Source organism: Nocardia sp. NPDC004604, from assembly GCF_040609795.1.
Classification (GTDB): Bacteria; Actinomycetota; Actinomycetes; order Mycobacteriales; family Mycobacteriaceae; genus Nocardia.
Genome location: NZ_JBEXLC010000031.1, coordinates 32,711 through 46,264 on the forward strand (window position 1 = coordinate 32,711; position 13,554 = coordinate 46,264).

Annotated in this window: 11 protein-coding genes; 1 reads left to right on the forward strand and 10 read right to left on the reverse strand. The window is 67.5% G+C overall.

Features of this window, described 5'->3' with window-relative positions:
- Positions 1 to 174 precede the first annotated feature (174 nt).
- Positions 175 to 1,401: an ATP-binding protein gene (locus tag ABZW16_RS14195; protein WP_354955772.1), complete on the reverse strand. Its 1,227-nt coding sequence runs from the start codon at positions 1,399 to 1,401 to the stop codon at positions 175 to 177.
- Between the two features lie 201 nt (positions 1,402 to 1,602).
- On the opposite strand from ABZW16_RS14195, the gene ABZW16_RS14200 reads away from it, so the two are divergent.
- A complete protein-coding gene (locus ABZW16_RS14200; RefSeq protein ID WP_354955774.1) occupies positions 1,603 to 1,968 on the forward strand; it encodes a hypothetical protein in 366 nt (121 codons plus the stop codon).
- On the opposite strand, the gene ABZW16_RS14205 is transcribed toward ABZW16_RS14200, so the two are convergent.
- The 9 genes from ABZW16_RS14205 to ABZW16_RS14245 all read right to left on the reverse strand — a co-directional run bounded on the left by ABZW16_RS14205 (position 1,955) and on the right by ABZW16_RS14245 (position 13,518).
- On the reverse strand, positions 1,955 to 3,070 hold the full coding sequence (locus ABZW16_RS14205) for an S-adenosylmethionine:tRNA ribosyltransferase-isomerase (protein WP_354955776.1): 1,116 nt from the start codon (positions 3,068 to 3,070) through the stop codon (positions 1,955 to 1,957). The genes ABZW16_RS14200 and ABZW16_RS14205 overlap by 14 nt on opposite strands.
- On the reverse strand, positions 3,067 to 3,765 hold the full coding sequence (locus tag ABZW16_RS14210; protein WP_354955778.1) for an SDR family oxidoreductase: 699 nt from the start codon (positions 3,763 to 3,765) through the stop codon (positions 3,067 to 3,069). Before ABZW16_RS14210 ends, ABZW16_RS14205 begins: the two co-directional genes overlap by 4 nt.
- A gap of 106 nt (positions 3,766 to 3,871) precedes the next feature.
- A complete protein-coding gene (ligA, locus tag ABZW16_RS14215) occupies positions 3,872 to 5,986 on the reverse strand; it encodes an NAD-dependent DNA ligase LigA (RefSeq protein ID WP_354955780.1) in 2,115 nt (704 codons plus the stop codon).
- A gap of 90 nt (positions 5,987 to 6,076) precedes the next feature.
- Positions 6,077 to 7,075 (reverse strand): methionine synthase, encoded by a 999-nt coding sequence (locus ABZW16_RS14220; protein ID WP_354955826.1) that lies wholly within the window; start codon positions 7,073 to 7,075, stop codon positions 6,077 to 6,079.
- Between the two features lie 187 nt (positions 7,076 to 7,262).
- Positions 7,263 to 8,381 (reverse strand): tRNA 2-thiouridine(34) synthase MnmA, encoded by a 1,119-nt coding sequence (gene mnmA / locus ABZW16_RS14225; RefSeq protein ID WP_354955782.1) that lies wholly within the window; start codon positions 8,379 to 8,381, stop codon positions 7,263 to 7,265.
- Positions 8,381 to 9,607 (reverse strand): cysteine desulfurase family protein, encoded by a 1,227-nt coding sequence (locus ABZW16_RS14230; RefSeq protein ID WP_354955783.1) that lies wholly within the window; start codon positions 9,605 to 9,607, stop codon positions 8,381 to 8,383. The genes mnmA and ABZW16_RS14230 overlap by 1 nt, the downstream gene beginning before the upstream one ends.
- 182 nt (positions 9,608 to 9,789) lie before the next feature.
- Positions 9,790 to 11,253 (reverse strand): MDR family MFS transporter, encoded by a 1,464-nt coding sequence (locus tag ABZW16_RS14235; RefSeq protein ID WP_354955785.1) that lies wholly within the window; start codon positions 11,251 to 11,253, stop codon positions 9,790 to 9,792.
- 385 nt (positions 11,254 to 11,638) lie between these two features.
- On the reverse strand, positions 11,639 to 12,685 hold the full coding sequence (locus tag ABZW16_RS14240; RefSeq protein WP_354955787.1) for a lysophospholipid acyltransferase family protein: 1,047 nt from the start codon (positions 12,683 to 12,685) through the stop codon (positions 11,639 to 11,641).
- 5 nt (positions 12,686 to 12,690) lie between these two features.
- Positions 12,691 to 13,518: a GNAT family N-acyltransferase gene (locus tag ABZW16_RS14245; RefSeq protein ID WP_354955789.1), complete on the reverse strand. Its 828-nt coding sequence runs from the start codon at positions 13,516 to 13,518 to the stop codon at positions 12,691 to 12,693.
- Between the last annotated feature and the right edge of the window lie 36 nt (positions 13,519 to 13,554).

Sequence of the window (13,554 nt, forward strand, 5' to 3'; positions counted from 1 at the left end):
GCACGCAGCACCACCACACGCTCGCAGCACCACCACACGCTCGCAGCACCACCACACGCTCGCAGCACCACCACACGCTCGCAGCACCACCACACGCTCGCAGCACCACCACACGCTCACAACACCATCACGTGGTCGCAGCACCGGCCGCGACCGACGACATGCTTCGGCGGACTACGGCGCGGCGAGCTCGCTGGTGCCGTCTTCGGTGCGACGGATCTGCCAGACGGCAGTGCGGGTGCGCTGTGAGCGTCCATTCGCCCGATCGATCAGCGCGCGATTGTTCGTTGTGAAGATCAATTGCGCACCACGGGAATTCGTCTCCGGATTCTGGAAGAGCTGGATCAGCCGGTCGGTCTCCTCGACCGGCAGCTGCGCGCCGATATCGTCGATCGCGAGCACTCGACCGGAGTCGAGCGCATCGAGCATGGTCGGCAGCAGCCGCAGCATCGACAGTGTCGCGGCGGATTCTTCGGTGATATCGAAGGCGGCATCGATCCCCGCGTGTACCAGGCCGAGCCCGACGCCGCGGCGCTCAACCATCCTGGTGTAGAGGGCATCGCGCGCGCCCCTGAGATTGCCGAGTTCGCGCTCGAGCATGACCTCGGTGATGCCGTTATCCCGCAGCAACTGGTCGGCGTGCCCCGGCGAGGTGGCGCAGAGCTCCACCTGCTCGGCCGTCCCCGCGATATCGGCGTCGAGTTCGCGCAGATAGTCCGCGTACATCGGATCGGGTTCGGCGATCAGCAGATCGGTAATACCGAGTTCGGCGGTGCGCAGCAGCATGAGCAGTCGAACCGCATGATCCGGTGCGGCGGAGAGATGGCTGCCGAGCCGATGCGCCACCGTCGCGGCATCGACGGCACCGTGCTGCACCTCGAGCATCGCGGAGAACCACCGATACGCGGGCACCAGCGCCTCGGCATACATCTGCCCGGCGAGACTGAGCAGCAACGCATTCGGGCGCACCAGCGGTAGCAATGCCGCGATACCGTAGCGCGCGGCCTCGAACATCGGGCCGATCTTGATCTGTTCGCCATTGCGCTCGAAGACGATTCGCTTGCGCGAGCGGGGATGGGTGTAGAGCCATTCGGCCGTCACATCCGCATTGTCCAACCGGAACCCGTAGGTGTACGGCACGCCCTCGGCAACGAAGCCGGCCACGAATTCCGAAGGGCGATCCGGGAATCCGCGATGCGGCGCGCGCACCGGCCCGGCATACGGATCCCAGCCGGTCACCGAATTCAGCACCGCGTCGCGCATCTGCCCCAGCGCATCGATCAGGTTCGTCTTGCCCGCGGCACTCGCACCGTGCACGGCCGTCACCGGCACCGCGACCGGACCACTCCCCCGGCTCAATCGCAAGTCCTGCCGTTCGGCCAGCGATCTGTGATTCGTCACCTGAAAACTGCGCAGCATCCCGCCATCCTGTCGGTTCGCCCGCCCATCCGCGACACCGCCACCCGCGCGGCGCGCCGCGATAGTCGCCGCCCGACGCCTTCGCACGGGCTTCGACCGGACAAATGCGCACGTCGCGCGTTATCATGCTGGCGCCGCGGCTATCCGCTGGCACTCGCTGGACCCTGATGAGGATGGTTAACGATGGAACTGACGGTTCGTCGTCTTGTGGCCCGCAGCTCCGTCGCTGCCGCTCTCGCACTCGGCCCGCTGGTCGTACTCGGCCCGCCGCAGGCCGCCGCCGAGGCACCGTGTCCGGACGGTTCGGCGCGGATCTTCTTCCACGATGAGACCAATACCTGCCAGGGTGGCGGCACCTACAGCTTCACCGGATCACCGGCGCTCGTGAAGGTCTGCTCGGTGGGCAAGGTCGACGTCACTGTCGACACCACCATCCAGAAGACCCGGACCAAGACCAAGACCGACCATCTCGATCTCAGCAATGGTCAGTGCGGACGGGTAACGGTCGGCGGCCAGCTCGACTCCACCGTGACCATTACGCCCTCCTAGGTCCGAACAACAGCGCGCTGTCGCCGAACTCGTGCCAGAGATAGCCGGTATCGAGAGCGGTGGCATAGGCCTCGTGCACGCTTGTCTCGCCCGCGACCGCGACGAGCAGATCCAGATGTGACGCGCCGGGAGCGTGCCATCCGGTAATGATGCCGTCGACCACCCGGGCGGGCCGTTGCGGTCCCAGGACCAGTTCGGTCCATCCTCGGGCCGGGTACACGATGCCGTTGTGATCGGCGGTCGTCTCCAATGCTCGGGTCACCGTGGTGCCGACCGCGATAATGCGGCCGCCCGCCGCCCTCGTGTCGTTCACCAGACGTGCGGTCGTCGCCGGTACCGCGAAGCGCTCCGGACTCGGCGGTTCGCCCGCCTCGGGCGAGGAGACCCCGGTGTGCAGGGTGATCGGTGCGACCGCCACACCGGCGGTCACCAGATCGAGCACCAGCGCTTGGGTGAACGGGCGTCCCGCACTCGGCATTTCGGCACTGCCCGGGATCCGGCCGAATACCGTCGTGTAGTAGGACGGCGACCAACGCTGTGGCACATATGAATAGGTGATCGGATAGCCGTGGGTGGCCAGCAGCCAGGTGGGATCCGCGCTGAGTTCGGCGATCCAGAGTCGGCGCGCACCCGGTAGCCACGGTTCGCGGAGGGTGGCCGTGGTGCCGTCCGGCATTTGGATCTCGTTGCCTGCGTATAGATCACCCCCGTACGGCGTACGTTCGCGGGTGCGCACCTCCACCACCCAGAGTCCGTCGCAGCCGCCGAAGGTATCCGGTGGAACGCTGGCCTCCGTCTCCGCCTCGACCAGCGCGTTGAGCCAGGTGGACAGATGCAGCGTGACCGGCGTGCCGTCGAGTACGCCGTCGACCGCGGCGGCCAGGGTCGACGAATTGTTCACCACCACCAGGTCGCCCGCATTCAACTGCTGTGGCAGCTCACGGAATATAGTGTGGCTGAGGCGATCCGCCGCCACCAGCATCCGGACCTCGTCGCGGGCCAGACCGCGTGCCTCCGGCGGGGCGATGGCATTGCGCTCGGGCGGCAGTATGTCGGGCCATTCGTTCAGCGCCGCTGGCCCACCCGTCGATGCCGAGTTCATCTGGCGACCCCCGCGGTGAAATCGGCCACGGTGTAGCGGCCGTTCTTCGGTCGCTGCTCGATCAGTCGCAGGAGCGCGGGCACCACGGTCTCGGGCTCCGGGCGATCGGAGATATCGTCGCCGGGAAATGCGGCCTGGTGCATTTCGGTGCGCATATCGCCGGGATCGAAGGCGTAGATCGACTGGTCCGGATATTCGGCGCCCAGAATGGCGGTGAGCTGGTCGAGCGCCGCCTTCGAGGAGCCATAACCGCCCCAATTCGGATACGGTTCGACGCCCGCGTCGGAGCTGATGTTCACCGCGACACCGTCGGCGCCGAGCAGCGGCAGCGCGAATTGCAGAACCGCGAGCGGGGCAATGACATTGGTGCGGTACACCAACTCGAGCTCGTTGAGCGGATAGTCGGCCAGCCGCGGCATCGGACTCGGCCCGAGCCTGCTCGCATTGTTCACGAGCAGGTCGAGATGTCCGAACCCAGCGGCGATCTCGGCCAGTTCGGCACGATGCGCCGGATCGGTGGTATCGCCGGGCACCGCGAGAAAGGCTTCGCCGAGTTCGGACTCCACCCGTTCGAGGCGATCGGCGCGGCGGGCGGTGCCGATCACCCGCCAGCCGCGCGCGATGAGCGAACGCGCAAGAGCCAGACCGAATCCCGCCGAAGCACCGGTGATCAGAGCGGTAGAGCGGTGAGTCATATCGAATCTCCTGATAGTTGCCTACCAGTCGATCGTGATACCTCGAGCTAGGTTCAGGTCAAGCGCCGTTCGCCGACGGCGTATCCCCCCTTCCCGAGGAGCCGCCCTATTCCTCCGCTTCGGCGTCTCCCTCGGCGGTATCCGGTGCTACCGCGTCTGGGCCCTGCTCGAGCAGGAGGCGGAATCCGGCCTCGTCGAGGATCGGCACGCCCAGTTCCTCAGCCTTCTCGGCCTTGGATCCCGGCGACTCTCCGATCACCACGAACGCGGTCTTCTTGGATACCGAGCCCGCGGCCTTGCCGCCGCGCACCAGGATCGCCTCCTTGGCACCGTCGCGGGAAAACCCTTCCAGCGAACCGGTCACCACGATCGATAGGCCCTCGAGCGTCCGCTCGATGGACTCGTCGCGCTCATCGGCCATGCGCACGCCGGCCGCGCGCCACTTGTCGACAATCGCGCGATGCCAGTCGACGGTGAACCAGTCCACCACCGCGTTCGCAATGGTCGGACCGACCCCGTCGGCGGCGCCGAGTTCCTCGGCCGATGCTTGTTCGATGCGGTCCATGCTGGCGAATTCCGCGGCGAGCGCACGGGCGGCGGTCGGACCGACGTGCCGGATGGACAGGCCGACCAGCGCTCGCCACAGCGGGCGGTTCTTGGCGGCCTGCAGGTTCTCCAGCAGTCGCTTGCCGTTCGCGGATAGGGTGCCGTCCATATTCGCGTACAGCGAGGTGGTCAGCAGCCGCGCCTCATCGAGGTCGAACAGATCGCCCTCATCGGTGATCGCGCCCGAGCGCAGCAGGTCCACCGCGCCCTCATAGCCGAGCGCCTCGATATCGAAGACCCGACGGCTCGCGATGTAGAACAATCGCTCCCGCCGCTGCCCCGGGCAGAACTGCCCATTCGGGCAGCGGATATCGACGTCGCTCTCCTTCTCCGGCGCCAGCTCCGCACCGCATTCGGGACACTGCGTCGGCATGACGAATTCGCGCTCGTCGCCGGTGCGCGCGTCCACCACCGGGCCGAGCACCTCGGGGATGACGTCGCCCGCCTTGCGGATGGTGACGGTGTCACCGATCAACACACCCTTGCGCTTCACCTCGGAGGCATTGTGCAAAGTAGCCCGCGCGACCGTGGAACCCGCGATGAAGACCGGCTCCATCACCGCGAACGGGGTGACCCGGCCGGTGCGGCCGACATTCACCTCGATGCCGAGCAGCTCGGTCGTCGCCTCCTCCGGCGGGTACTTATAGGCGATCGCCCAGCGCGGAGCGCGTGAGGTGGAACCGAGACGCCGTTGCAGCGCCATCTCGTCGACCTTGATCACCTGACCGTCGATCTCGTGCTCGATATCGTGGCGGTGCTCACCCCAGTAGTTGACGCGCTCGATCACCGCATCGATGCCCTGTACCAGCTTCGTATGCTCGGAGACCGGCAGACCCCAGGCGGCCAGGGCGCGGTAGGCCTCGTGCTGTGAGGTCGGGGTGTAGCCCTCGATGCGACCGAAGCCGTGGCAGATCATCCGCAGCCGACGCCGCGCGGTGACCGCAGGATCCTTCTGCCGCAGCGAACCCGCCGCGGTATTGCGCGGATTCGCGTACGGCGGTTTGCCCTCGGCCACGATCGCGGCATTGAGCGTCTCGAAATCCTCCAGCCGGAAATAGACCTCGCCGCGCACCTCGAGCAGTTCGGGGATCGGGAACTCCTCCGACGGCGTGAGCTCGCCCGGGATGTCCTCGATGGTGCGCGCGTTGAGCGTGACGTCCTCGCCGGTGCGCCCGTCGCCGCGCGTCGCACCGCGCACCAGCCGCCCGTTCTCGTAGACGAGATTCAGCGCGACGCCATCGATCTTCACCTCGCACAGATAGTGCAGATTCGATCCGGTCTCCGCCTCCACCCGACTCGCCCAGGTGCGCAGCTCGTCGAAGTCGAACACATTGTCCAGCGACAGCATCCGCTCCAGGTGGTCCACGGCGGTGAAATCCGTCGCGAATCCGCCGCCGACCAGCTGCGTCGGCGAATCGGGTGTGCGCAGATCCGGGTGCGCGTCCTCCAGTGCCTGCAGTTGCCGCAGCAGCTTGTCGAACTCGCCGTCGGAGATGATCGGCGCGTCCCGGACGTAGTACCGGAACTGATGCTCACGAACCTCGTCCGCGAGCCGCTGCCACTCCACTCGCTGCTCCGCGGTCGCTGGCTCCGCCACAATGTCGCTGTCACTCACCCATCGCACATTAGCCGAGCCCACTGACATCCAGCCGCCACATTCCCGCACGTCGCGGCGGACTCATCGCACGGATCGCGGCGTCCGGCATCAGGTGAAGTCGAGCGATTCGGGTTCTTCGGCGTAGGCGCGGGCCACCTCGGTGGACAGGCGCAGGGCCGCGCGGGCCCAGTCCAGTGGAGCACCGGCCAGACCGCAGGCGGGGGCGACGAGGATCTGGGTGGCGAGGGTCGAGCGGCGCAGGCCGAGGCGGTCGATCAGGCGGACGCCGGGCTCGGCAATATCGCGCCAGGTCGGTGGTTTGGCGGGCCGAGTGGTCGGGACGAGGCCGAGCGCCACTTGTTTTCCGGTATCGAGGATTTCACCGATATCGTCCAGATCGCGGGTGGCAATGGTGGACATATCGAAGCCGACGGCGGCGGCCGCGCTGCCGCGCAGGAAGGACAGTGCGGCCGACTCGGCGCAGCTGTGGACAAGGACCGGAGCCGATTGTGCGGTGATGACCGCATCCAGGACCGCGAGTGCTTCCGGTTCGGGTACGGCACGCACGGTATCGAGGACGCTGACGCCGCGCAGCGAGCCGTTCAGTACCTCGGCCAGCGACGGTTCATCCAGTTGCAGAACGACTTCCGCGCCGAGGCGCTTGCGCACCTCGCTCGCGTGCCGGTCCAGGCCTTCGGCGAGGGATTCCGAAATATCGCGCACCGCACCGGAATCGGTGAGTACGCGGTGCCCGCCGGGCAGTTCCAGCTGGGCCGCGAGGGTGAGCGGACCGGCGGCCTGCAGTTTGACCGTGCGCCCGGCACCGGCCAAACCCGCTGTATCCCATGCCTCTTCGAGCGCGTCGAGGTCCGACCTGAGCAGATCGCGAGCACGCCGCGATACCGCACCGGGCCGGGATACCAGCCGATAGCCACGCGTCGTGGTGTCGAACCGCATATCGACCAGCAGTGCGGAGACGCGGCCGATCATGTCCGAACCCGCACCGCGCCCGGGCAGTTCGACCAGATGCGGCAGCTCCGGCAACTCACCGATGATGGTGGCCGCGGCCTCGCGCGGATCGGTACCCGGCCAGGACCCGACGGCCATCGCGATCCCACCGGGAATACGGACGGGTGCCTTCGCCTCGAGTTCGCCCGACTCCCTGGCAATTTCGCTCACTGCGCTGCCCCTCTGCGGGGTGTACACCCCATCGTGTGGTGGATCCCGGTCTGCACCGAAATGACAGAGAGGGTGGACCGATCTCGCTTGCCGCGCCGCCCGATGTAGGCACCGCTCACTGGGCGGTGCTCACGCCCGCGCTGACCGAGTCGGGCACCGCACGCGAGGTGCCGGTGATGGTGCCGCTGCCGATCACCTGATCCCCCAGGACATCCGGGCGATACAGCACCACGGCCTGACCACGGGCCACACCGGTCAGCGGCTCGCGCAGCCGCACGATCAGTCCGTCGCCGTCCGCCTCGGCAATGGCCGGTGCGGTGCCGCCGTGTGCGCGCACCTGCGCAACGCATTCGATCGACCCCTCGGGTGTGGAGCCGGAGGTCCAGATCGCACGGTCGGCCTGAACGGTCCACACCTGCAGATCCTCGACGGAGCCCACGCGAACGGTGCCGGAGTCGGGATCGATGTCGGTGACATAGCGCGGTTTGCCGTCGGCGCCGGGACCGGGCAGGCCGAGCCCCTTGCGCTGGCCGATCGTGAATCCGTGCACGCCTTCGTGATTCCCGAGCACCTGGCCGTCGGCGTCGACCACCGCACCCGGCCGAATGCCGATCTTCGCGCCGAGGAAGGCGCGGGTATCACCGGAGGGGATGAAGCAGATGTCATGGCTGTCGGGCTTATTCGCCACCGCGAGCCCGCGCTCGGCGGCCTCCGTGCGGATCTGTGGCTTCGGGGTGTCGCCCACCGGGAACATGGCCCGCGACAGCTGCTGCGCGGTCAGCACCGCGAGCACATAGGACTGGTCCTTATCGGCGTCGACGGCCCGGCGCAGCACACCGTCCTCGAGCCGCGCGTAATGTCCGGTGACCACGGCGTCGAAGCCGAGTGCCACCGCGCGATCGGCGAGGGCCGAGAACTTGATCTTCTCGTTGCAGCGCAGACACGGATTCGGCGTCTCACCGGCCGCGTATGCGGCGACGAAATCGTCGATCACGTCTTCCTTGAAGCGATCGGCGAAATCCCACACATAGAAGGGGATGCCGAGCACATCGGCGGCCCGCCGGGCGTCACCGGCATCCTCCTTGGAGCAGCAACCGCGCGAACCGGTGCGCAGCGTGCCCGGTGTCGCCGACAGCGCCAGATGCACGCCGACCACCTCATGACCCGCGTCGACGGCACGTGCCGCCGCCACGGCCGAGTCCACACCACCACTCATCGCGGCGAGTACCCGCATCAGACACCTCCCTTCGCACCGGCCAGACCCGCGGCCCTGGCCCTTTCCACAATCCGGGGCAATACATCCAACACCGCGTCCACATCGGCGCGCGTCGAAGTGTGCCCAAGTGAGAAGCGCAGCGAACCGCGCGCCTGCCACGGTTCGACGCCCATGGCGATCAGCACATGGCTGGGGGCGGCCACGCCCGCGTTGCAGGCCGATCCGGTCGAACATTCGATTCCGGCTGCGTCCAGCAGCATCAGCAGCGAATCACCTTCGCAGCCGGGAAAAGTGAAGTGCACATTGCCCGGCAGTCGCCGCTCCCCGACCGGACCGCTCAGTACCGCATCCGGAACGGCCGTGCGGATCCCCGCGATCAAATCATCCCGCAGCACAGTCAACTCCGGTGTGCGCGTGGGCAACTCGGCCACGGTATGGCGCAATGCGGTGGCCAGTCCAACGGCCGCGGCGGTATCGGAGGTCCCCGAGCGCAGATCGCGTTCGTGCCCGCCGCCGTGCAGCAGCGGCACACACGGCACCTGCCGGCCGAGCAGCAGGACACCGACACCGTGCGGTCCACCGACCTTGTGCCCGGCGAAACTCGCGGCCGACAGCGCACTCGCCGCGAAGTCGATCGGCAGCTGCGCGGCGGCCTGGATCGCGTCGCTGTGCATCGGCACGCCGAATTCCTGTGCCACCATGGCCAATTCGACGATCGGGGCGATGGTGCCCACCTCGTTATTGGCCCACATGATGCTCACCAGCGCGACCTCGTCGGCATGCTCGGCCAGCGCCGCACGCAATACCCGCGGCGATACGACACCGTCGGCGTCCACCGGCAGCCAGGTCACCTGAGCGCCCTCATGCTGTTCCAGCCACTCGACCGCGTCGATGACCGCGTGATGTTCGGTCGACCCCGCGATGATCCTGGTCCGGCACGGGTCGGCGGCGCGGCGCGCCCAGTAGATGCCCTTGATCGCCAGATTGTCGCTCTCGGTCCCACCCGAGGTGAAGATCACCTCCGACGGCCGGGCGCCCAGATCGGCGGCAATCGATTCGCGCGCCTCCTCCAGCATCCGCCGTGCCGTGCGCCCCGAACCGTGCAGTGAGGAGGCATTGCCCGTCATCCCGAGGGCAGCCGTCATCGCCTCGATCGCGGCAGGCACCATCGGGGTGGTCGCCGCATGATCGAGGTAGACCGTCTTGGGCGCACCGTGGACCGGACCCGAAAAAGCCGACTTCATGACCAGTAAAGGATAGCCGTCGGGGTTTCGCCGTTATTCCCGCCCGATCGCAGTGACCGGCGAGCCGACGGCGCGCCCGGCGTAACAGGCTGTGCCATCGGCGTGTTCGCCGTGGCCGACACCGCTGCCGACGCACTGTCGGCAGCGGTGTGAGCGGCGACGCGTGCGGCCCGCCGGGACGATCAGCTCTCCACCAGCTCGGGGGTCGGCGTCTCGGCGCCATCCGCGTCCTGTGGGGCGCTGGATCGGCTCGGCAGCAGCACTGCCATCACGATGACGATCAGGGCCATCGCGGCGGAGATGGCGAATGCCAGGCGCATGCCGTCGAGGTGTGCGGTGATCGGATCCGTTCCGTCCGCTACCAGCGCACTGCTGCGGGCCGACATCACCGTCACCACCAGGGCGGTGCCGAAGGCCGCGGCCACCTGCTGCAGTGTGCCGAGCATGGAGCTGCCATGTGAGTACAGGTGCTGCGGGAGCGCCCCGAGCCCGAGCGTGAAGACCGGGGTGAAGGCCGCGGCCAGCGACACCATCATCAGGATGTGCAGGATCAGCAGCTGCCAGTACGGCATGGTCATCGATATCCGGGTGAACCCGGCGAGTGCGACCGCGACACCGATCGAACCGGGAATCACCAGTACTCGCCCGCCGAACCGGTCGAACAGCCGCCCGACAGTCGGGCCGAGCAGCCCCATCGCCAGTCCGCCCGGCATGACGAGCAGTCCGGTCTGCAGTGCCGACAGGCCGCGCAGATTCTGCAGGTACAGCGGCAGCAGGATCATCGATCCGAGCATCGCCATGAACGCGACCGACATCAGGATCAGCGCCTTGGTGTAGGTGCCGAACAGCAGGATGCGCAGATCAAGCAGCGGGGCTCCGGTGCGCTGTAGTCGCAGCTGACGGGCCGCGAAGACACCGATGAGCGCCAATCCGGTGACGACGATCACCGCGGGTGTCGCGACATTGTGGGTCTCGAACCGGCTGAGCCCGTACACCAGGCCGCCGAATCCGACCGCGGCGAATGCCACGCTGGACCAGTCGAGCGCGCCGGTCTGCGGTTCGCCGATATTGTCCAGCTTGCGCAGGCCCAGCCAGGTGACCACCGCGGCAATCGGCAGCACCAGCGCGAAAAGCCAACGCCACGAACCGACTTGGAGTACCACACCGGACAGGACGGGCCCCATGGCCGGGGCGACCGAGATGGCGAGGGTGACATTGCCCATGACCCGGCCGCGGTCCTGTTCGGGGACCACCGTCATCAGGGTGGTCATCAGCAACGGCATCATCACCGCGGTACCACCCGCCTGGACGATCCGTCCGAGCAGCAGCACCGTGAACGACGGGGACACGGCGGAAAGCGCTGTGCCCGCGATGAACACACCCATCGCGATCGTATAGGCCCGGCGAGTGGTGACCCGCTGCAGGAACCATCCGGTGACCGGGATAACCGCCGCCATGGTGAGCATGAACGCGGTCGACACCCACTGCGCCGTGCGTTCGGTCACCTCGAGGTCGGCCATCAGCCGCGGAATCGCGTTGATCATGATGGTTTCGTTCAGAATCACCACGAATGTCGCGAGCACCAGCAGCCGGACTACGGTCGGGGTTCCTCGTCCGGTCGGACGGACAGGTCTGTCTGCGGGCATCGGATACCTCCGGGCTTTCGATCGGGACGATATGCGGGCCGAGAGCGGCGCCACGTGAGATCAGACGGGACCACTTCGCCTAATTAATCGGTCCCGCCAATTCTCAACGGCTACCGCGACACTTCGACGGTCGCGAGTTGCCCCACCGGCCGTCCAGATCGTCGGGTTGGAAGCCGTAGTGTCCCATTGCATCCGCGGATCTTCATCATGTTTTTCGCTGCACACGGCATGGCGGAATCCAGACCCCATTCCCGCAGCGAGTTCGAGTGTCCATGTCGTCGCCGTCCATGGCTGCCCGGCGCCTTCGGCCGCCGACCGTGGCACTGATCACTGGGAGCGGTTCACGGCGCCGGGCGCGAGCAGGTCGATGTCAGAGAAACCGCGATCAGGCCGGGGCTGCCGTCATCCCTTCGGTCTCCTGGTGACCCGTGGCTCGGCGGCCGGAGCGACGGAACGGTCGCAGCCGCGACGGCCGCCGCACGGCCGGTGTGGCCCGCGTCTCGGCCGACTCCGGATCCTGCACTCGGGTGGCCGTTGCCTCGATCCACTCCGAGGCCTCGATGGCGCCGTGGCGCGACCGGTCCGCACCACGTACGGCCTGTTCACAGCGGCGAGCCAGGTCGCGCCGGTCGAGTCCCGGGTATTCAACCGGCGCGAGCACCACTTCGGCCACCATGCCGCGCGAGCGCAGCACCCGCTTCGCCGAGGTGCCGAAGGAATCGTCGCCGACGAATCCCGGAATCGTCGACTGCGTACCGTGCGCGTCCAGGTAGCGCAGCCGCACCGGCTGCACCGACGTCGCGGTGTCCACGGCGGCTTGGAAGAGCGCGGGCCGCATGGTGCCGTAGGCGCGGCCGCACCAAGTGGTGCCCTCGGGGAAGACCGCGATCCGATCGCCCGATGCCAGCCGTTCACCGATGGTCGCCACCACACCGGGCAGTTCGCGCAGCCGTTCGCGTTCGATCGGGATGACCCGCATCAGCTTCGCCAGACCACCGAGCAGCGGCCAATCGACCATATCGGCACGCGCCACGAAGCCGAGCGGCTGCACCGCGGCCATGACGACGACATCGGTCCAGCCGATATGTCCGGCCACGATCAGCAGACCTTCGCCCGGAACGCCGAAGCGCGCATCGGCCGACTGCCCGGCATCGGCTCGACCGACGCTCCGGTTGTCCACCACACGCAACCGAATCCCGAGACAGCTCAGCACAGTTCGCGCATAGCGGCGCTGCAGCTGTTCGCGTCGACCACGGGGTGTGACGATATTGACGACCGGAAAGCTGACCAGCAGCCCGGCCACGCCGAGTAGTCGGCCGATGACCCGTGCGGTACCGATCTCATCCACCGGATCGATGCAGCCGGGCCCACAGGGACTCGACGGCATCCACGAGTGCGCGGTGCTCTGTGCGGGCGGCGCGTCGAACACCATCTACCTCACCGTCCCCCGTCGAGTGTGTTTGCGGCGTCCTGTAATCGGTTGAGGTAGCGGGTGTTGATGGTGTCCAGGCCGAGCAGTGCGACGAAGTCGGCGACCGCGAAATCCGGATCATGCGCCGGTTCGCCGCAGATCTCCGCGCCGAGGCGCAGATAGCCGCGCAGCAGCGGCGGCAGCTTCGGGCGTGCGGGCGGGGTCATTTCGTCCAGCGTCAGTCCGTCGACGACCACCGGGTTGTAGGGGTGCACCCGCCGCTCGGGATCGGATCCGTGGCGGCCGAGCAGCATATCCCGCACCCCGCGCACGTTCACCCCGGCCGGGTCGGCGGGGGTGTCCTGCATCGGCACCGAGACGCATCCCATCACCCACTCGTATCCGGTGAGCTGGATGTAGTGCAGGATGCCCGCCCACATGAGGGTGAGCACCGAGCCGTTGCGGTGGTCGGGCACCACGCAGGCGCGCCCCATCTCCACGATCCGATTGCCCACCGGATCCAGTTGGGCCAGATCGAATTCGGTGGCCGTGTAGTAGCCGCCCGCGGCGTTCACCTTGTCCGGCGGCAACATTCGGTAGCAGCCGACGAACTCCTCGGTGCGGTCATCGCGGACCAGCAGGTGATCGCAATGCTCGTCGAACCGGTCCGCGTCCAGACCGGTTCCGTTATCGGCGATCTGGAAGCCGGGCTCGGTGGCGAAGACGCCGTAGCGCAGCCGCTGGGCGGCCAGCCGGTGCTCCGCATCGGAGGAAACGACCAGGGAATACCGAGACCGTTCCGCCCCGGAGTCCGTCGGTCGAGCCGGGGCTGTCAACACGGACGAAATAGTCATATCCGTGATGAAGCCAGCCCGAAACAGCGCCGGAGC